The organism is Candidatus Neomarinimicrobiota bacterium (assembly GCA_017656425.1).
Taxonomy (GTDB): domain Bacteria; phylum Fidelibacterota; class UBA2242; order UBA2242; family B5-G15; genus JACDNV01.
Window position 1 is genome coordinate 47,307 of sequence record JACDNV010000010.1, and the last position, 20,791, is coordinate 68,097.

The window sequence follows — 20,791 nt, forward strand, 5'->3', positions numbered from 1 at the left end:
ATATGCTGGATGAGATATTAAAAGATGCCGAAGAAAGAATGAAAAAAAGTGTTGAGAATACCAGACATGAGCTTTTAACAATTAGGACAGGTAGAGCTACTCCTACTCTATTAGATGGAATAAAAGTTGAGTATTATGGCTCTATGGTACCTTTAAGGCAAATAGCAAATGTTGTGACTCCTGAAGCGAGGTTAATAGTTGTAAATCCCTTTGATAGGTCGGCACTGGCGTCTATTGAGAAAGCCATTATTCAGGCAAATCTTGGATTAAATCCAATGAATGATGGTAATGTTATTCGGATACCTATACCTCCTCTGACTGAGGAAAGAAGGAAAGAACTGGTAAAAATCGTTCATAAGCTTGCGGAGGATGGAAGAGTTGCAATTAGAAATATAAGAAGAGATGCAAATGATATGATTAAGGAACTGAAAACAAACCATGAAATATCCGAGGATGAGGCAGAGCTCTATCTTGAAAAAGTACAGAAATTGACTGATAAATATATAGAAGAGATAAATTCAATGTTAAAGAGCAAAGAAAAAGAACTTATGGAAAATTAAAATTTTATTTATAGATATAAATTTTATAATAATTCCCTTTTCGTGTGTATTTTTTATTAGCATTTTGACCATCCGCACATGGGACATGTCAGGCATCCGCTTTCGTGATAAACGGTAGTGCCACACTCTGGACATGTAGTTATTAATTTTTTGTTATCTGTATTACTGGAATGATCGTCGCCAATCTTTGCATCGAGCTGTTGCAATTCTATTGGACTATTATGTAGTTCAATACCATTCTTCCCATTTCCACTTACATTTTTATTCTGTTTTTCTTTTTCATTAATATACCATTCAAGGGATTTGGCAATGGCATCGGGTGTTGAAAGTATAACTTCGCCGTTTTCCCATACGGGACTTGGCCCACCAATACCTTTCAACTGCTTTATAATATCTTTTACATCAATTCCTGATCTCAGAGCAAGGGAAATTAATCTTCCGATTGCCTCAGATTCTTCCTGAGCCTGGCTTCCTGCCTTACCTATATTTGTAAAGACCTCACATAATCCGTATTCATCTTCATTTATTGTTATATACAAGTTACCTGAGCCAGTTTTTACCCTTTTTGTTATTCCCTTTGTTACGGTAGGTCTTGTCCGGGGATGAATCTTATGGGGTTTAGATGATTCTTTTTTATGTTCTTTTTTCTTGCCGATATATAATACCTGCTGATCCTTGCTTCCATCTCTATAAATGGTTATACCCTTACAGCCAAGTTCATAAGCAAGCATGTATGCTTTTTTTACATCTTCTACCGATGATTCTTTTCTGAAATTACATGTCTTGCTTACGGCATTATCTGTGTATTTCTGGAAAGCAGCCTGCATTCTGACGTGCCATTCTGGGGAAATATCATGGGCGGTTACAAATACCTCTTTAATCCATTTGGGTATCTCAGGTATATTCTGTATCGATCCTTTTTTTTCTATTCTTTCCATGAGTTCGCTTGTATATATGTTTTCTTCGCGGCATGCTTCCTCAAAATATGGATTTATATAGAGAAGATTGGTCCCATTCATTACACTTTTAGTATAAACAAGTGAGAATAAAGGTTCTATGCCGCTTGAACATTCTGCGATCATAGAAATAGTACCTGTTGGGGCAATTGTTGTAACGGTAGCATTTCTTAATTTTGGACCGTCAGGATAAAAAATGCTCTCTTTCCATTCAGGAAATGTTCCTCTTTCTTTTGCTAAATCAATGCTTTTTAACTTTGCTACCTCACTGATGAATTTCATTACTTTTTCTGCAATTTCGAGCGATTTGTCTGAATTATACGGTATACGTAATTTTATAAGCATATCAGCGAAACCCATTATTCCGAGACCAATTTTTCTTGTTTTTTTAACCATTTCTTCAATTTTCTTTATAGGAAATTTGTTGATATCTATGACATTATCAAGGAAATGCACTGCTTTTTCTACCACTTCTGCCAGTCTATCAAAGTCTATACTATCATTAACAACAAAATTAGCGAGGTTAATTGAACCAAGATTGCATGATTCATATGGCAACAGGGGTTGTTCGCCACATGGGTTTGTTGCTTCTATCTGACCCAACTTTGGAGTAGGGTTGTGTTCATTTATCTTGTCAATAAAAATAATACCAGGGTCTCCACACTTCCAGGCATTTTCTGTAATTAAATTAAAAACTTCTCTTGCATTTAATTTACCTGATACTTTACCATCCTTTGGGTTAATTAGCTCGTAATCTTCTCCCTTTTTGACTTTTTCCATAAATTCATTTGTTACAGCAACTGATATATTGAAATTGCTAAGCTCATTTGGGTCAAGTTTGCAGTTAATAAATTCGATAATATCAGGATGGTCGACCCTTAAAATGCCCATATTGGCTCCGCGCCTTGTGCCACCCTGCTTTACAGCTTCTGTTGCTGAGTTATAAACTTTCATAAAAGAGACTGGACCACTTGCTACTCCATTTGTAGACCTTACTATACTATTTTTTGGTCTTATTCTTGAAAAAGAAAATCCTGTTCCACCACCACTTTTGTGAATAAGTGCAGTATCTTTCAACGTCTGAAATATTGATTCCATTGAATCTTCTATTGGCAATACAAAACAGGCAGCAAGTTGACCGAGCTCTCTTCCAGCATTCATTAAGGTTGGAGAGTTTGGCATGAAGTCTTTATTTGCCATTAAGTTGTAAAAATCAATGATTGTCTTTTTTACTTCATCTTTGGAAGCATTGTATAGAAAATCTACTTTACCGATCGTGCTCGCTACTCGCCACAGCATATCCTCAGGTGTTTCGATGATATTACCGTTACTATCCTTTTTAAGATATCGGCGCTGAAGCACTTCCATTGCATTCCTTGAAAAATGAGGTTCTAACAGAGTTCCATTACCATAGAATTCATTTCTATCTATCGTAATTTCAGTTAACTCTCCCATTGACATTTCCCCCATTATTGTTTCCCTATTTTTACCCACACCATACTAAAAATAATATAGAAATAAAATTACCAATTTGCAATACAATATTATACAATATTTTGTATTTGAACTAATAAAGATAACAATTACTTGTATTTTTTAAGTATTCGATTAGCTTATCTAAATTAGTTAAAAATGGTCTTAGAACAATGTGCTTAAAATGATTTTTAATATTTTTTATCATTTCTTAAATTTATTATAATGATTTTTGATAAGCGGGTGTAGTTCAGTGGTAGAACACCAGCTTCCCAAGCTGGATACGAGGGTTCGATTCCCTTCACCCGCTCGATTTTCCCTCTTTGTAATTTTAAAACAAAATTAAAGTATGAATTAAATGGTTAAAATATTAAAGATTGAAATGGATAGCATTGCAATGAAAGTTGGAATTTTACCGGGTGATTTCCTTGTTTCCATAAATGGACACGAGATAAATGATTTAATAGACCTGAAGTACTACGTTGCTGATGAAACAATTAATGTGAGGACAAAACGGGATGGGCAATTTATTGATTATGAAATAGAGAAGGATTATGATGATGAGCTCGGTATAGTTATTGAAGATTTTGAAGTTAGATCATGTAATAATAATTGTATTTTCTGTTTCGCAATGCAAAATCCTCCTGGCCTTAGAAAAGCATTATATTTTAAGGATGAGGATTATAGACTTTCCTTTTTATATGGTAATTATATAACGATGACAAATCTTGAAGAATCTGATCTTGAACGCATAGTGCGTATGAGATTATCTCCATTATATATTTCAGTACATGCAACAGATAAGAATCTGAGGAAAAAGATTTTTCAACGGGACAGTGATGATTATCTTTTTGATAAATTGGACTATTTAATGCGAGGCGAGATAGAGCTTCATGCTCAAATTGTTTTAATGCCAGGGATAAATGATGGAGAAGCCTTAGAGAAAACAATTTCTGATTTATATCATTATAAAAGTTCAATCAAATCAGTGGCTATAGTTCCAGTGGGACTGACTAAATTTAGAAAAAACAGATACAAACTGACACCTGTTGACTCTGAATACGCAAGGAAGCTAATAAGGTGTTCAAAAAATTGGACAAAAAATTATTTTAATTCGGAGGGGAATAAATTTGTCTACTTATCAGATGAGATTTTTCTTCTGGCAAATAGGACTATACCAGTTTCAAGTTATTATGGTTTCTATTATCAATTGGATAATGGTGTAGGACTGACCAGATATATGCTGGATGAGTTCAGGAAGATAATCAAAAAATTACCGAAGAAAATCAAAGGTAATAAGAGGGCATTATTTGTAACGGGAGTACTTGCAAGATCAGTACTTAATAATTACGTAATATCCTATTTGAATACTATTGATGGATTACATGTTGATACTGTAAGTGTTATTAATAATTTTTTTGGCGATTCTATAACTGTTTCGGGTTTGTTGGCAGGTGTAGATATTGTAGAACAGTTGAAGGATATTGTAAATAGTTATGACGTGATAGTTTTACCGCCCCGGTGTATAAATGAAGATTGCTTATTCATAGATGATATGACCATAGAAGATATTGAACGGGAATTGGGCAAAAAAGTAATTGTTTTTAACGAAAATTTTTTTGATTTAATAAATCATGTCCAGAAATAGTCCAATTGTTGCAATAGTTGGACGTCCCAATGTGGGAAAATCTACCTTATTTAATAGATTAATAAAAAAGAGAAGAGCTATAGTTCACTCTGAAGCTGGGATAACCAGAGATAGGATTAGTGAAATAGTTACCTGGGGTGGCAATAGGTTTGTCCTTGTCGATACTGGTGGGTATAGTACTGATGAAAATGTAATTTCTAAGGCTATCAGGAAGCAGGTGGAGTTTGCAGTTAATGAGGCAGATCTTATACTATTTATTGTGGATGTGAAGAGTGGAATTGTTTCTGAGGATAGAGAAGTAGCGAGTTTGTTACGGAAATCGGGAAAGGAAGTGATATTGGTTGTGAATAAGGTTGATAATGAGAAACTTCAAAATGATGTAGTTGAATTTTATGAGCTTGGTTTTGACGAACCCGTTTTAATCTCTGCTCTTCATGGCTCAAATACGGGTGATTTGCTGGATTTAATTATTAAGAAACTACCATTTGTAACAGCAGATAAAGAGATAGATGAGAATAAAATTAAACTTACAATAGTGGGTATGCCGAATGTAGGGAAATCATCGATATTAAACGCACTATTAGGTAAAGAAGTTAGTATAATAACAGAGATACCGGGAACGACGAGAGATACTGTGGACACGACTGTCAAGTATTATGGAAACGAGATAGTATTGATAGATACTGCTGGACTTAGAAAGAAAAGCGCTGTAAAGAGTGATATAGAGTTTTACAGTGCAATTAGAACAATTCAAGCAATAGAAAGATGTGACATTGCGGCTGTTGTAATTGATGCTGTTAAAGGTATAGGGGTAAATGATATAAATATCATTCGAAAGGTTATCGAGAAAGGAAAAGGAATGATGATTATTGTAAATAAATGGGATTTGATCGAGAAAAAACATGACACTATGGATATATATAAAAAAAATTTAATAAGTAGATTAAATATATTAAAAGATTATCCAATACTTTTTACATCGGCTATTACAAAAAAGAGAATATTTCAAATATATCCTACTGCACTGCAAATATATGAAAATCTAACAAGGCGCATTCCAACAAGTAAACTGAACGATAGCATACTTCAGATAATAAAAGCAATGCCTCCTCCTTCCTATAAAGGTAAATTTATTCATATAAAATATGTAACCCAGATTAAACAAGCCCCTCCTGTTTTCGTCTTCTTTTGCAATGAGCCAAGAGGAATAAAAGAAAACTATAGAAAATTTTTAGAGAATAAAATAAGGGAAATATGTGATTTTATGGGCGTTCCAATAAAGTTACTTTTTAGAGGGAAATAGATTTGTCTTTTAAAAATGTGATCTTTATATGTTTGTTTTCATTATCCACCATTTATTCCACTTCACTTTTAGAGCAATTGGGTATTGACGAGAGGGAGTTAACGAGTTTTAATAGTAAGGATGACCTGGGTTTAATAGCGTATATAAATAAGAAAGGATTATATAAAATATCATCTCGTCCACAGCTACCCGAATATATACTGAGTACTGATGGACATTTTAAAATACATTATACAACTACAGGTCAGGATTCTGTAAGTATAGATGATAAAGATAATAATGGGATACCTGATTATATAGATGAGGTGTCCAGGACAGCGGAAAGGGCCTATAGACTTCTTATTGATACACTTGGCTTTGAACCTCCGCCTATTGATGGTGTAGATGGAGATGAGATTGATATATATGTAAGAAATTTAAAAGGGAATTATTACGGAATAACCTGGCCTGAAAATGCGGTAACTTCAACTAAGCGTGAGTATGATTATACTTCTTACCTGGAAATAGACAATGACTATTCAGAGACGGCATACAATACAAAGGGGATTGATGCACTTCATGTTACAATATCTCATGAATTTTTTCATATGGTACAATTGGGGTATAATTGGTATCAGTCAAATAATGTTGACCAAACGAATGGAGATACGTTTTTTTTAGAGTGGTGCTCCGTTTGGTTTGAGGAAAGAGCATATCCTGAAGCCAATGATTATTTGAACTATTTAGGACAATTTTTTTATTTCCCATATAAATCAGTCTGGGATAATAGTTATAGCTATTCTCTGGGTATTTTTTTACGATATGTTTTTGATTTATATGGAGAGAAGATAATAAAAGAGATATGGGATAAGATCGGTGAGAATAAGTATGCCATGGATGCATTTAATGAGATAATGAGTGGTTATAATACAAATATGGCTGAGCTATGGAATGGATTTTTTTATAAAATATATTATTCAAATAATAAATATGATCCAGATAGGTCACTTTGTGCTGATGCGAAGTTCTTTCCTCCTTTGAATTATTCTTTTGTTGGTAACTTTTTTAACAGGGATACTATCTGTATAGGTAAGAGAGTCAACAGATATGCGACTTTACCTGTACTTCTGACATTTAACGATAGGTGTATTATTCAAATTACTGATATTAGTAAAAATTTTGAACTTACAATCTTCGGGTATTTGATTGATAGATATTTGAAGGATGATATATTCGGGGTTATTGGAAATTCAAGGTATTTTCCCCTTGGATGGTTTGGTTCTCATGATACTCTTGCATTTTTTATAACTAACACAAGTCTGGATAGCAGTATTTCTGTTTCTTTTAATGCATTGGCAATACCAGAAGGTGTTGAAATTTCTAGTGAAATAACAAAGATTTATCCGAACCCGTTATTTACAGATGATTCTCGATTAAGTATCGAATTATTTTCCGATAATAGTTATGATAAAGTTAGTGTGAATTTATTTGATATACTGGGTAGAAAAGTATATTCCAGATATATTGAAAAAGATATCGAGTTGGGTATAAATATCATTGATATAGATATTAGCGAATTTACTAAAATAAACCTATCATCGGGTGTTTATATAGTTCATGTGAAACTGGGGGAAAATAATATTTATAAAAAAGTAACATTTCTGAGGTAGTATGTATAATGAGATTGTAAATGAGGTTGAATATACCGAAAAAATTGTTGATTCGAAATTTCTCGGTTATGTTTATAAAATACAGACTAAAAATGAGGGTTATGGTAAAATAGAAAAGGTAAAGAAAATGCATCCAAAAGCTACTCATGTATGCTGGGCAATGCGATACTTGGACCAAGATACCGGACAATTGTATTATTATTTTGATGATGCGGGAGAACCTTCTGGTACAGCAGGTAAACCTATATTAAAAGTACTGAGTAACAGGGGTTTAGTAAATTTGATCTGCATTGTTGTTAGGTATTTTGGCGGAACAAAACTTGGTAAAGGGGGACTGATAAGAGCATACAGTAATATAACGACAAGAACCGTAGAGAAGGCGGGAATTACTGCGTATGAGAAAATAATAAAAGATTGTTTTTACGTTGGTTATAAAGAACTGCCCAATATTGTAAATATATTAAGGTCTAACAATCTAGATTATAACCTAGATTATAAAGAGGATGTGGTAAAGATTACAACTGAGATAAAAGAATCTTTGTATAAGAAATTAAAAAATAAACTGAGTGTGTTATCAAAATAAAAGATCCTGCAATGGCAAAGTGAGATTAACTGGAACCCAGCTTAGTCACGGTGGGTGCCTCCCGAGCGGTTCAAGCTTCCTCGACGAAGAGGCCTGCTTTCCGCGCCCGGAGTTGAGCTCCCTTTCTTGTGGTGTTGGTCCCAGCAATACAGCACTTTGCCATTGCAGGAAGCTCTATTTATTCATTCTGTTTTCAATTACCGCAAATTTAATATAAGTAGTCTACTACATAACATCAAGAGGTATTTTAAGTTTCCTAATATTTTTTATACATGTGTAAATGTTTATACTTGTACAAAAGCATTTATAGGTTCATTCAATTTAAAGAGATAATTATAAAAGTGGAGTTGACTAAATTCGAGTTTGGATAAACATTAATAAAATATTTATTGTTTCTAAAGCCATTAATTAAGGAAATTTTAATTAAAAAGAGTGTTAGAAAAATTTAATTATATAGTGATAAAGAACTAAGAAAAGTTTGAGAAATTTGATATTGTTGGAGATAATATCAAATGTATGGTAATAGGATATATAAGAGGTGAATTTAATTGCAGAAATTTAAAAGCAGATTTTTAACAAAATAATATATACCGGGTGACAAAGGGTGGTTATATATTAGATGCCGATATTTCTATATATACGCTCGATTATACATCCTGGAAAGAGAGCATTATGGCAGGAAAGCCCTTAAGAGAAATTTTTAGGATAGTTATAAATAATATTTGAGTCTCATTTAAAAATGTGATTATAGTTAGTGATAATATAAACACTGATAGAATGGTACGATTAATCCTGGTATGAGCACATGTCTGGTAAAAACAGATAAATATTGATGTATTTAATAAAGCCATGATAAAGTCTCAATTTATCCTTGATTCTATAAAAAGTCTTAAAGATATTATCGATTGCTAAATTGTATGATCATGCACAGAGGAGGGTGTGAGTGATGAGGAAATTATTGATTGTATTTTTAATTATAGGAAATTTGGTTTTCCCACAGAAATTTGAAAAGCTGGCATTAACTCCACCAATGGGTTGGAATAGCTGGAATACTTTTGGTATGAATATTAATGAAAAAGTAATAAAAGAAGTAGCTGATGCTATGGTTGAATATGGATTACTTGATGCTGGATACGAATATGTTGTTATTGATGACGGATGGGCGAATGAGAGAGATAGTTTAGGATTTATTGTACCTGACCCTGAAAAATTTCCATCGGGAATGAAAGCGCTTGCTGATTATGTTCATTCAAAGGGTCTAAAATTTGGGATTTATTCTTGTGCGGGCTGGAAAACCTGCGGCGGCAGACCAGGATCGAGGGGATATGAGTTCCAGGATGCGATTAAATATGCTGAGTGGGGTGTTGACTATTTAAAATATGATTGGTGTTATACCGACTCAAGAGATGCAAAGGATGCTTATACTATTATGAGAAATGCTTTATTTAAAGCAGGTAGACCAATTGTCTTCAGTATTTGTGAATGGGGAACAAATAAACCATGGGAATGGGCAAAAGATATCGGTCATTTATGGAGAACTACAGGTGATATTATAAAGGATAATCCAAGCTTTGATGGTGTGGTGAACCACGGTTCATGGAAATCATGGGGAGTGATGAGAATTGCTGATATGACCGAACCCTTGAGACAATATGCAGGACCCGATCACTGGAATGATCCGGATATGCTTGTAGTTGGGATGGGCATGACAGAAGCAGAGGATAGAGCCCATTTTTCACTCTGGTGTATGATGGCAGCTCCATTATTTGCCGGTAACGATGTAAGAAATATGTCCCAGACCACGATTGAAATATTGACTAATAAGGAAGTAATAGCGGTGGATCAGGATTTTCTGGGAATACCGGGGTTTAGATTTAGGCAGGAAAATGGAATAGAGGTTTGGTATAGACCACTAAATGGTGAAGATTGGGCTGTTTTATTTTTAAATAGGAGTCTTGAAACTAAAGATATTTTTTGGGATTGGAGAAAAAATTATACATGGGATGGCATATCCCAAAGGTCCTTTGATTGTAATAAAACTACTTATTCGATTAGGGATTTATGGGAGCACAAAAATATAGGAACAACGGAAAAACCATTCAGAAGAAAACTTATATCCCATGATGTTGCAATGTTACGATTAATACCTGAAAAATAATAATTTGAAAAATTCTATTGTAGTGTTTAATTTAGATGCCGATTTTTGTAAAATGGGCGCTTAGCTCAGCTGGTATAGAGCGCCGCCCTTACAAGGCGGAGGTCATCCGTTCGAGTCGGATAGCGCCCACAAATTTTTTACACCCAGATATTTATAATGGATTAATTATTTAATACTTGTCTACAAATACATATATAATTGTGAAGTATATACGATTATGTAAATACAAATTTTTAGTTAAATTATTAGTAGGTTTAGAGATAGGTTAGTTTCGATATTGCTTAGGATTGAGAGGGTTTGTTGAATGAAAATAGCTATGATGAGCCTGTGGAATGCTGCTAATGGACCTTCTATTCATGCGGAATTGGTTGGTCGGTCATGGGTAGAGCTTGGTCATAAATTAATAGTATTTTCAGCAATTGAACATCCAGATGCCAGACCAACCGGGCAAATGGATGAGGAGTACGTTATAAGAAATTTTTCTGTGAAAAATGTGCATCCATATACACGGGCTTCTTATTTTGATCCCAGTTCAATTTTTGAAAGCAACTATGAAGTTTTTGTAGCTCAAAATGTGGAGAGGCTACCTGCGGAGAAACTGTTAGAGATATGGCATAATATTAAGGAAAAGGCAAAGACAATAATGGTTGTACACGAAGGGAAAGCTCCTGATGATCCACTTTACTATAAATTCGATTGGGATGCTATCGTATGTTTCGATGATAGGTATAGGGAGTTCCTTGTCAAATACTGGAGTGAGGAGATAATTCATAAGATACCTTATCCATATGCTCCATATAAACCAGGAGATAAAATAAAGGCAAGGCAGAAGTTGGGATTGAAACATAATCAAAAAATTGTATTTTCCTTTGGTTTTCGTGCTGACGATATTTTACCCGTTTTACCTGCTTTAAAGAAATTAAGCAGTGATTTTGATTTAAAATACTTAGTGGTATTAAATCCTGAATGTAATTGGAAAATTGTTGATGAGCAAAGGAAAGAATATGATTTTCTTGATTTAAAAATAAAAGCATTAGCCATTGATGAAATATATACTTATCTATATGCTTCTGATGCACTGCTAATACATAGGGAAAGCAATAAAAAATATAAGGCTGTAATTTCAAGTACTGTGTGCCAGGTGCTCGGGGCGGGGTGTCCAATAGTCTTTCATGATTCAAATTACATTGAAACTTATGGTAATGAAATTATTAAATATAAAGACAGTGAGGATCTTGTTGAGAAGTTGAAGAAACTTTTTGTCGAAGGTTTTGATAGAGAAATTGTAAAGAAATTCCTGGAGAAAAATAACTGTTATGAAGTTGCTAAGAGATTTATAAATATTTTTAAGGGTTTATTGGAGGGATGAATTATGGAAAGAATGAAAATTGAATTGAAAAACTTTGATGATGGTGAAATTATAAAATTTGGTGGCGAATACTACATGTTTAAGCTAAACAGTTTTAATGGAAATCCTGTTGTAAAACCTGAAGATCTTGGGCTTGTCTGGCAAGATAAGGACGAAGTAAAAATTGGGGCAGTGTTTAATGGAGGTGCAGATATTTTTGATAATAAGGTGATTTTAACGCCTCGTTGTCATAGGGGTTATTATAAAACGAAATGGTTTGATCCAAAATTGGGTTTTGAAAGAACGATACTTGAAAACTACATTTCAGAGGTATGGATGTTGGAAAGTGAGGATGGAATTAATTTTAAAGTGAGGGATGATGTCGTAATAAAGGGTGACGGAACCGAACATGGAGATTTTATGTATGGAATTGAGGATATAAGGATTATAAAGACAAAGGGGAAATATCTATTAATATTAATAGGGTGTGGTAAGGTAAAACCACCTTTTAAAGGTGAAAACGCCGACAGAGTTGCTATATATAGTACCGAAGACTTTAATAAAATTGAATATCATGGCATTATCTCATCGTTTGATTCAAGAAATGCAATATTACTTGAACATGATAAAGGTTATTATATGTTTTTGCGATTTCATCCAAATATATATCTGGTAAAATTTGATGACCTTGATGTACTATTAGAACCAAAAGTAAATAAGGAGTTCTGGGATAATGTATATGAACATAAAGAAAGATATTTCTTCCTTGGAATAGGGGACTATCCACACGAAAAAGAGAAAATTGGTCCTGGTACTCAGTTGATTTTAACGAATGAGGGATGGTTATTTATTTATCATGCTGTCGGCAGAATCGATAAAGAGATATGTCGGCAATATGGATTAAATGAGGGTATTGATAGAGGATATAGCGTTAATATTGCACTTTTAGATTATGATAATCCAGCGAGAATAATAGCGCGTTCGAAGTTTCCGTTTTATATCCCGGGTAAACCATACGAACTTTATGGGGATACAGATTATCCGGTTGACGTTCCTGCGGTCGTTTTTCCTATGGGGGCGTTTGCTATTGAAAATAAGCTATTTATTTATGCAGGTAGTGGGGATAAATACGAAATTCTTTTGAGTTGCGATGTTGAAATGCTTGTGGATTTTATGTGCAGGTATTACAGGAGATAAGAAGGGAAGAGGTGTTTTATTGCAATAAAAATTATTATTTCAAAAGTGATAGAATTTTTTTAAATTGTAAGGCAATTTGATCGCGGGGTGGAGCAGTTGGTAGCTCGTTGGGCTCATAACCCAAAGGTCGTAGGTTCGAATCCTACCCCCGCTACAAAAATTAATTAAAAATGTGGAGTGTAGAATTAAGGATTAGAAGAAAAGTATATTTTCTAATTGCCTGTTATTCCAAATTTAATAACTGCACATTATTCATTTTCAATCTATAATTGAAAAAGGTTGTGGGTTCTCTCATGGGATCTTCGGGTGGGTTTTTTGATCCCTTCTGAAGATATTACAACTCTACAGGTAAAGTTACAGTTTAGATATTGTTTGGATGGGATGTGATATATGTTATAAGGAGTCAAGAGTGATATATATAAACTGGTCAGATCAATTACATTAACACATTAATTATCATGTGTACTCAGACTTAATGATACAGGATTGATTATCTCTATATGTTCAATGTTACCATAATAAATTAAAATTTTAATTATGAAAGACTTATGGAATATAATTTCTGCGATAGCTGTGCTTTTTTAATTGCCACCTTTAAATCAATCGATTTTATTGCTCTCTATTATATGCATGGTTTTTCAAATAAATTAACAAAAAAATCCTTGACAAAAAAAACAGTTTAGTAAAATTAATTCAAGTTATAAAGGGGCAGAGAAAATTGTGGGGATGTGGGTTGGCGTTATATGAAACTATGATGTCGGATTAATAGTCCGACGGAAAAAAGAGAGAGGAGGGATTAGTCGTGAAAAGATTAGTATTCATTCTATTCCTAATTTTGTTATTATCGTTTACGTTTGTACCATTATCAAATGCTTGGGTTGCTATGAGTGTTGCATTGAAACTACCTGATCCAATGAGTCAACTTGGATTTGGAATGGTAGGTGTTTATTGGGGTTATGTAGCAGGCCTAGCCTCCGGTTTGGCAGGAGCAATTGTTGCAGCATAATTATAGCAAAAAAATCCTTTTTAGTAAAAATTATTAAATTAAGTTTTAGAACAAGAATTTGTTTTGCCTTTCTGCTGTTCGCTTTTGGATTATTAGTAAGTGGGTTTATTAAAATAGGTATTCATGAAGATTTAGTAATTCAGAAAAAAATTGATATTAATAGTAATACTCTGTTTGTAAGAATTTTTGTTAATAATTTATTAGTAATACTGATCAATATTTCGGGATGCTATATATTTGGATTAACTCCAATATTTTCACTTATTTCCAATGGATTTTTTATAGGATTCTGGTTAAAATTTGCCATGTTAAATATCGAAAACTGGCACATTTTTTTATTAAAAAAATTTATGCCGCACAGTATTGAAATCATTGGGATCATATTAAGCGGAGCAATTGGTATAAAGGGAGTAAAAAGATTCTACATAAAAAGTTTCAATCCATCTATTGAACTAACGGAGAGTAAATTTGAAATAATTTTTTCAATATTAATAATTACACTATCAGCTTTAATCGAGGCTTATGTATCTGCAAAATTATAAGGATTTATTTGGTAAACTTTTGGACAGGTATAAATACTTCGGTATCTTATTTCCTATTTTAGTTTCTATGTTATCTATTATTAATGTTGCTCTTATTTCAGGAAAGATTAGAAGTGCTCAATTCGATTATTATTTTAAACCTTTTTTCTACATTACAATATTTAACATACCCTTTACTATTCTTATTCTGTGGTTACTTATGACGTCTCTCTTGAATTTCATTGATAATATTTTGATGCAATTAGACGAAGAAAAAAATTTCTCCAGGCTTTTTCTGGGGATTGGTTACGGTTTCATATTTTTCTTTCTTTCTCAATTTTATACTTTTTACCTGTTCAAATTTAAAATTGGTGACATTTTAGAAATAAATGGTTTGACCGGATTGGTTAGTCAATATGGATTTAATAAAATAAATACAATTGCGTTTTTTCTTTTTAGCCTGTGGTGTGTATTTATAAACAGAATAATTTATAGAACAAAAATATATATAGACGTTTTGATATTGGTTCTTATTAATTCTTTGTATTTCTTCCTAAGTTTATTACGATCATTATGGCAAAATACATTAAGTTGATTATATATTGCATTAAATATAATCTTAGAAAAAATTACAACAATGAAACATTCTTTGATTCATTTTACAGAAATTTGATATTTTACTCGACATGGATAACTGTAGTATTTATGCTGTATTTGTTTAAGGTATATAATAGATCACTTCTTCAGATATTTATTTATGCATTGATAATTTTTATAATATTCTTACTGAATAGATGGAAATCAAAATCTCTTCGTTTACCATTTATATCCATAGCGTTTCTACCTAAAGGTAAAAGGTTTTTAATATTTTACGAAATATTAATTAATATATTTTCGCTATCTTTTATTTCAAGTGCTTTAATTTCTCTTTTATTTCCTCTGTATAACGACATCCCCTTTTCCCTTTTATTAATAATATTAGCCAATGTAATTTCTATAACTACATTAGTCATAAGGAGAAAGTCCGAAGGATCTCTTTTGAGAAATGAAATTTATAGATTTTATTATTAAGGAAACACATAGATGTAATTATCTTAGAAAATCCTATTATCTTATGATGGTATTATTACTTTTTCTGATTTCAATGGGTATATTAAAAGTATTCACTCCACTTTTAACAAGTTTACCCGAGGAGATTGTTGTCTGTATGTCTCCTTTTATCCCGTACTCTATCTGCCTTTTTTTATTTAATACGTTTTTACCAACAAAATCAAGGTCGATAGCTTTCTGGCTAACAGTGCCATATGGATTCCATTATATCTTCAGGAGATCGTTTTTATATTCTCTTATTATATACTCTTTATTTTCTTTATTATTAGCTTTATTGTGGGGTTTTTCTTCCTATATATGCATAAGTACTCTGATTATATATAATATCTGGCTTTTTTCCTGCCTGGTTTTGATTGTTTATTTACAGCCAATAGATCCGTATAGCAAATTATTTTATAAATTAAATTTCAGGATTGCCGGGTATAATCTTTTGAATTCATTTCCAGCAATTTCATATATGTATTCTGTATATCTTTTGATTATGTTAAAAAAAGAGACTTTAGAGGTATATCTAAATAGATATGAAAGTGCAATAATTGTGTCATTGTTCTTATTTTCTATACTGAATACTTATCTAATCTTACTTTTATCAAGAAAGTATGTATTAAACAACAAAAGTAGAATATTTGTGAGGATGAAATTATGATAAGTTTGTCAAGTCTGTATTATAAAATTGGAAATTTTGAATTAAAGATACCTGAGCTAATTTTTGCAAAGGGTAAGATATATAAAATAAAAGGTGGGAATGGCTCCGGGAAAACAACGCTACTCAGACTCATATGTGGATTATATAGACAAAACTCTGGCAGAATTGAAATCTTCGGAGCAAGCAATCAAGATGAAAATTGGTTATATAGGGCAGGAATATACTTGGACGAAAGTTTCCTGATTGACTATTTGACTCCTCTTGAGTTTCTAAATTTTAAGGGTTTATTTTATAAAATAAAACCAGTAGTAATAGATAAATTTTCAAACGAAATTAATGAATCCATTTCATATAAGCTTTTTTCTAACGAGAAACTAATAAGGGAATTGTCGCAAGGAAATAAAAAGAAAGTTGGTATTTACTCTTCATTTATGCACGATCCTGAAATATTAATCTTCGATGAACCATTTGAAGGGCTGGATGAAAAAGGACGGTTTCTCTTGATTAAATTATTAAGTGAAAAAATTTGCGATAGAATAGGTATTATCACTGTACATCATGAGGTAGATTTAAAGGGTTCTATTAAGGAAGGTGAGATTGTGGAATTAGAGATGAAAAATGGTTCACTGAGTTATAGCTAAATTATATAATCAGTTTCAGGTGATAGTTCAGTGTGAACAATATTGAGATTCACATTAATGAGCTGTCCAAAAATAGCATTACGAAAAATCCAATAAAAAAGGAAAAAGTAATAAGGATTTCATTTTCCTGCTTTTTGTAAATTTCAGGTATCATTTCCTTTATTGTTACATATAGCATTGCGCCACCTGCAAATCCAAGACCATATGGTAACAAAAATGAAAAATATTTAAAAAATATGGCACCAACAACTGCCATAACCAGTTCAGAAAATCCACTTAAAACGCCAATCAGTATAGGGACAATTCTCTTGCCTGTTATCATTGCCATTGGTAACGCTATTACAGTTCCCTCAGGTATGTCCTGAATTCCAATTGCGAGAGCAGTCAATAATCCCAATCTTTTATCAAAGGCAATAGAGGTTCCCACTGCCAGCCCTTCGGGTAAGTTATGGATTATCACCGCCAGTGTTATTAGCCAGACCACTTTTATTTTTTCTTTATATTCATCACTTCCTTCGTAGCCTTTTAATATGTGTTCATGAGGGACATTCTTTTCTATGAAATATATCAGCAATATTCCCAAAACTATTCCGATCCCGACTGGATAAAATTTCCCTGCCTTTTCTATGCCAGGGAGAATAAGACTTGTAAAGCTCGCTACGATCATGACACCCGCGGCAAAAGATAGACTTACCTCAGTTCCCTTTGATGACATCTTAGTAGAGAAAATTGCGAACAGTGCTCCAAGTGAGGTAAGTCCCATAACCAGCAGTCCAGCATATAGTGAAATTAATATTATATTGCCGGATGCGATTTTAATTACATTGTTAACAAGTCCCTGAAATAATCCTTCCATATAATATACCCTCGCATTTTTTTAAATATAATTAAACAAAGCAAAAATAAAAAATATTTGTAAAAAGGTTTCATTGTCTTTTAAATGAGATAAAGTTAAAGCAGAATATAATTCGGGTATTCCCAATTTCTATGCAATCAATTTGAGTATATTTGAATAGGATGGAAAGAAATTATATATGCCCGTCGTTTCGAGCGTCAGCGAAGCAGCCTGCCCCCTCACTGTCGTTGCGAGCGTAAGCGAAGCAATCTGCACTGAAAGAGTGCGCCAGTAACAGCTATGGGTTGCTTTTCCATACTGTCCTCTGTTTTTCAGGTTAGATTGCCACGTCGCTCACTGGCGTTCGCTCCTCGCAATGACGTGGCAGGGTCCCCCACACCCGTCGTTGCGAGCGTAAGCGAAGCAATCTGCACTGAAAGAGTGCGCCAGTAACAGCTATGGGTTGCTTTTCCATACTGTCCTCTGTTTTTCAGGTTAGATTGCCACGTCGCTCACTATTGTTCGCTCCTCGCAATGACGTGGCAGGGTCCCCCATACCCGTCGTTGCGAGCGTAAGCGAAGCAATCTGCCATGAAAGAGCACCCATCAGTTAGCAGGTTTTATCTAAAAATACATATCCAGTTTACTTTATTCATATTGCTTTAATCGAAAATAGGTTTTACTTTATAGCAAATTGATAGGAGGAGATAATAATGGAAAGTAAACTTAATGAATACTGGAAAGCTTGCTGTTATTTGTCTGTGGGTATGATATATTTACTTGACAATCCGTTACTTAAAGAATCATTAAAACCTGAGCATATAAAGAGAAGAATTCTTGGTCACTGGGGAGCGAGTCCAGGACTTAGTTTTGTATATGTCCATTCAAACAGAGTAATTAACAAATACGATATAAACGCAATTTTTATAGCTGGTCCCGGTCACGGAGCTCCAGGTGTAATCTCTCCTGTTTATCTTGAAGGTAGATTGAGTGAAATATACCCTAGGTTCAGTCAGAATGAAGAGGGAATGAGGAATCTTTTTAAGTCATTCTCATTCCCGGGTGGGTTTGGTTCTCACTGCACACCTGAGCTTCCTGGGTCAATACAAGAGGGCGGAGAACTCGGTTATGCCATTTCTCACGCTTACGGTGCCGTTTTTGATAACCCTGATTTAATAGCAATAACTGTTGTAGGAGATGGTGAAGCAGAGACTGGTCCTCTGGCAACATCGTGGCATTCGAATAAATTTTTGAATCCAGCCAGAGATGGTATAGTTCTGCCAGTATTACTTCTGAATGGCTATAAAATTAATAATCCAACGCTACTCTCGAGGATAGATAATGGCGAGTTGATTTCTCTTTTTAAAGGATACGGATACGAACCCTTATTGGTTGAGGGAGAAGACCCAATGGAGGTTCATGGTAAAATGGTGACAGCTATGGATTCAGCTATCGAGATGATAAAGAATATAAAAGATGATGCAAAATCGGGAAAAGCTACTTCCAGGCCCGCTTATCCAATGATAATACTTCGAACTCCAAAAGGCTGGACAGCTCCTAAAAAAGTTAATGGTAAATACATAGAAGGATACTGGAGAGCGCATCAGGTTCCGTTTTCCGATGCTAAGACAAATCCTGAACATCTCGAAATTCTCGAGGAGTGGTTGCAGAGTTACGAACCAAAAAAGTTGTTTGACAAAAGTGGTAAACTTCGAGATGATCTGGCTTTGTTAGCGCCTAAAGGGGAAAAGAGAATGAGTGCAAATCCCCATGCCAATGGTGGATTATTACGAAAGGCTTTGAAGCTTCCCGATCCTATTAATTTTGCTGTTGGAATTAAAGAAAGAATAAAAACAAAAAAGGAAAATACTCGCCCACTTGGGGAATTCTTAAAAGAGGTAATAAAGCTAAATCGTGATAGATTCAGAGTCTTTGGTCCTGATGAAACAAAATCAAATAGATTGGATGCAACTTTTGAATTTGGTAAAGCATGGATGGCAAATACATACCCTGTCGATGAAGATGAAGGATATCTGTCACCTGATGGTAGAGTTATGGAAATGTTATCTGAACATACTATAGAGGGTTGGCTTGAAGGGTATCTATTGACAGGTAGACATGGATTTTTAAATACATATGAAGGTTTTGCACCTATAATATCTTCAATGGTCAGCCAGTTTGGGAAATGGATTGATATATCTACAGATGTACCATGGAGAGCACCTATTTCATCGCTCAATTTACTTCTCACTTCAGTTGTTTGGAGACAGGATCATAATGGATTTACCCATCAGGACCCGGGATTTATTAACTCTATAGTAGATAAATGGCCTAATATTGTAAGGGTATATTTTCCACCTGATGCAAACACACTTCTCTGGACAGTGTGGCATGGGCTTCAGGTTACAAATAGAATTAATATCATTGTAATTGATAAGCAAAATCATCCTCAATATTTGAATGTGGATGAGGCGTTCAAGCATGCAACAAAAGGAATTGGAATCTGGGATTTTATTTCCAGTTATGTTGATGAGGAACCAGATGTTGTGATTGCAAGCTGTGGAGACATACCAACAAAGGAAGCCATAGGGGCGGTAGCTTTACTGAAAGAACATTTTCCTGATTTGAAAATAAGATTTGTCAATGTTTTAAACTTAATGGTACTTACTCCAAACTGGGAACATCCCGATGGATTAACTGACCGAGAATTTGATTCATATTTCACCAAGGATAAACCAGTAATTTTCAATTTTCATGGTTATCCGTGGCTTATTCACCGATTAGCTTATAAAAGGACCAATCATAAAAATTTCCACGTTAGAGGATATAGGGAAAATAGAAAGATCGGGATTGATTCCACGTATCTTACCACATTTTTAAAGGGTAGAGGTGGAATAACCACTCCAATGCAGTTAGCTATTATGAACCAGATTGACAGATTCAGTATTGCTATGGATGTAATAGATAGGGTTCCAAAGCTTCAGGGTAAGGGTGATACGTTCAAGGATAAATTAAAAGACATGCAAATAGATGCGCTGGAGTATGCCTATAAGGAAGGAGTGGATAAAAAGGAATTCGGAGTATAGGAATCCCAGTTTAAAAAATTTTCTATAGGTATATTTTGTATTCGGAATTTTGTAAACTTCGATGAATGTAA

15 protein-coding genes, 3 tRNA genes and 1 other RNA gene are annotated in these 20,791 nt (G+C 33.8%); 15 read left to right on the forward strand and 4 right to left on the reverse strand.

Going from position 1 to position 20,791, the window contains the following annotated elements; all coding sequences use genetic code 11:
• Window positions 1-2: 2 nt before the first annotated feature.
• Window positions 3-560 carry a ribosome recycling factor gene (gene frr, locus H0Z29_08315; protein MBO8131504.1) on the forward strand — a complete coding sequence of 186 codons (558 nt, stop codon included), beginning with the start codon at window positions 3-5 and terminating at the stop codon, window positions 558-560.
• 56 nt (window positions 561-616) lie between these two features.
• Here the strand turns inward: frr and H0Z29_08320 are convergent, their stop codons facing one another.
• Entirely contained in the window at window positions 617-2,971 is a 2,355-nt protein-coding gene (locus H0Z29_08320) for a vitamin B12-dependent ribonucleotide reductase (protein ID MBO8131505.1), read from the reverse strand.
• A gap of 257 nt (window positions 2,972-3,228) precedes the next feature.
• On the opposite strand from H0Z29_08320, the gene H0Z29_08325 reads away from it, so the two are divergent.
• The 5 genes from H0Z29_08325 (at window position 3,229) to H0Z29_08345 (ending at window position 8,172) form a co-directional block, all read left to right on the forward strand.
• Window positions 3,229-3,299 (forward strand) — tRNA-Gly (locus H0Z29_08325).
• A gap of 48 nt (window positions 3,300-3,347) precedes the next feature.
• The gene (locus tag H0Z29_08330; protein MBO8131506.1) at window positions 3,348-4,637 is read left to right on the forward strand and encodes a DUF512 domain-containing protein; all 1,290 of its coding nucleotides are present in this window, start codon (window positions 3,348-3,350) and stop codon (window positions 4,635-4,637) included.
• Window positions 4,624-5,940, forward strand: a complete 1,317-nt coding sequence (gene der / locus H0Z29_08335) for a ribosome biogenesis GTPase Der (protein MBO8131507.1) — start codon at window positions 4,624-4,626, stop codon at window positions 5,938-5,940. Before H0Z29_08330 ends, der begins: the two co-directional genes overlap by 14 nt.
• Window positions 5,941-5,942: 2 nt before the next feature.
• On the forward strand, window positions 5,943-7,589 hold the full coding sequence (locus H0Z29_08340; protein MBO8131508.1) for a T9SS type A sorting domain-containing protein: 1,647 nt from the start codon (window positions 5,943-5,945) through the stop codon (window positions 7,587-7,589).
• Between the two features lies 1 nt (window position 7,590).
• Window positions 7,591-8,172 (forward strand): YigZ family protein, encoded by a 582-nt coding sequence (locus H0Z29_08345; GenBank protein MBO8131509.1) that lies wholly within the window; start codon window positions 7,591-7,593, stop codon window positions 8,170-8,172.
• On the opposite strand, the gene ssrS is transcribed toward H0Z29_08345, so the two are convergent.
• A non-coding RNA gene (gene ssrS / locus H0Z29_08350) (6S RNA) lies at window positions 8,172-8,346 on the reverse strand. The two genes, H0Z29_08345 and ssrS, sit on opposite strands and share 1 nt — an antisense overlap.
• A gap of 772 nt (window positions 8,347-9,118) precedes the next feature.
• Between ssrS and H0Z29_08355 the strand changes: the two genes are divergently transcribed.
• The 7 genes from H0Z29_08355 to H0Z29_08385 all read left to right on the forward strand — a co-directional run bounded on the left by H0Z29_08355 (window position 9,119) and on the right by H0Z29_08385 (window position 14,423).
• On the forward strand, window positions 9,119-10,330 hold the full coding sequence (locus H0Z29_08355; protein ID MBO8131510.1) for a glycoside hydrolase family 27 protein: 1,212 nt from the start codon (window positions 9,119-9,121) through the stop codon (window positions 10,328-10,330).
• Between the two features lie 54 nt (window positions 10,331-10,384).
• Window positions 10,385-10,459: transfer RNA gene (locus H0Z29_08360), tRNA-Val, on the forward strand.
• A gap of 175 nt (window positions 10,460-10,634) precedes the next feature.
• The gene (locus tag H0Z29_08365; protein MBO8131511.1) at window positions 10,635-11,699 is read left to right on the forward strand and encodes a hypothetical protein; all 1,065 of its coding nucleotides are present in this window, start codon (window positions 10,635-10,637) and stop codon (window positions 11,697-11,699) included.
• A gap of 3 nt (window positions 11,700-11,702) precedes the next feature.
• Complete coding sequence (locus H0Z29_08370) at window positions 11,703-12,875, forward strand: hypothetical protein (GenBank protein ID MBO8131512.1); 1,173 nt, start codon at window positions 11,703-11,705, stop codon at window positions 12,873-12,875.
• An 81-nt stretch (window positions 12,876-12,956) separates the two neighbouring features.
• Window positions 12,957-13,029, forward strand: a tRNA-Met gene (locus H0Z29_08375).
• A 648-nt stretch (window positions 13,030-13,677) separates the two neighbouring features.
• Window positions 13,678-13,881 carry a hypothetical protein gene (locus H0Z29_08380; GenBank protein MBO8131513.1) on the forward strand — a complete coding sequence of 68 codons (204 nt, stop codon included), beginning with the start codon at window positions 13,678-13,680 and terminating at the stop codon, window positions 13,879-13,881.
• A complete protein-coding gene (locus tag H0Z29_08385; protein MBO8131514.1) occupies window positions 13,824-14,423 on the forward strand; it encodes a stage II sporulation protein M in 600 nt (199 codons plus the stop codon). Before H0Z29_08380 ends, H0Z29_08385 begins: the two co-directional genes overlap by 58 nt.
• An 848-nt stretch (window positions 14,424-15,271) precedes the next feature.
• On the opposite strand, the gene H0Z29_08390 is transcribed toward H0Z29_08385, so the two are convergent.
• On the reverse strand, window positions 15,272-15,415 hold the full coding sequence (locus H0Z29_08390) for a hypothetical protein (protein ID MBO8131515.1): 144 nt from the start codon (window positions 15,413-15,415) through the stop codon (window positions 15,272-15,274).
• A gap of 739 nt (window positions 15,416-16,154) precedes the next feature.
• On the opposite strand from H0Z29_08390, the gene H0Z29_08395 reads away from it, so the two are divergent.
• Window positions 16,155-16,799 carry an ATP-binding cassette domain-containing protein gene (locus tag H0Z29_08395; GenBank protein MBO8131516.1) on the forward strand — a complete coding sequence of 215 codons (645 nt, stop codon included), beginning with the start codon at window positions 16,155-16,157 and terminating at the stop codon, window positions 16,797-16,799.
• A 49-nt stretch (window positions 16,800-16,848) separates the two neighbouring features.
• Here the strand turns inward: H0Z29_08395 and H0Z29_08400 are convergent, their stop codons facing one another.
• A complete protein-coding gene (locus H0Z29_08400; GenBank protein ID MBO8131517.1) occupies window positions 16,849-17,655 on the reverse strand; it encodes a ZIP family metal transporter in 807 nt (268 codons plus the stop codon).
• A 692-nt stretch (window positions 17,656-18,347) separates the two neighbouring features.
• Between H0Z29_08400 and H0Z29_08405 the strand changes: the two genes are divergently transcribed.
• The gene (locus H0Z29_08405) at window positions 18,348-20,720 is read left to right on the forward strand and encodes a phosphoketolase family protein (GenBank protein ID MBO8131518.1); all 2,373 of its coding nucleotides are present in this window, start codon (window positions 18,348-18,350) and stop codon (window positions 20,718-20,720) included.
• Window positions 20,721-20,791 lie beyond the last annotated feature (71 nt).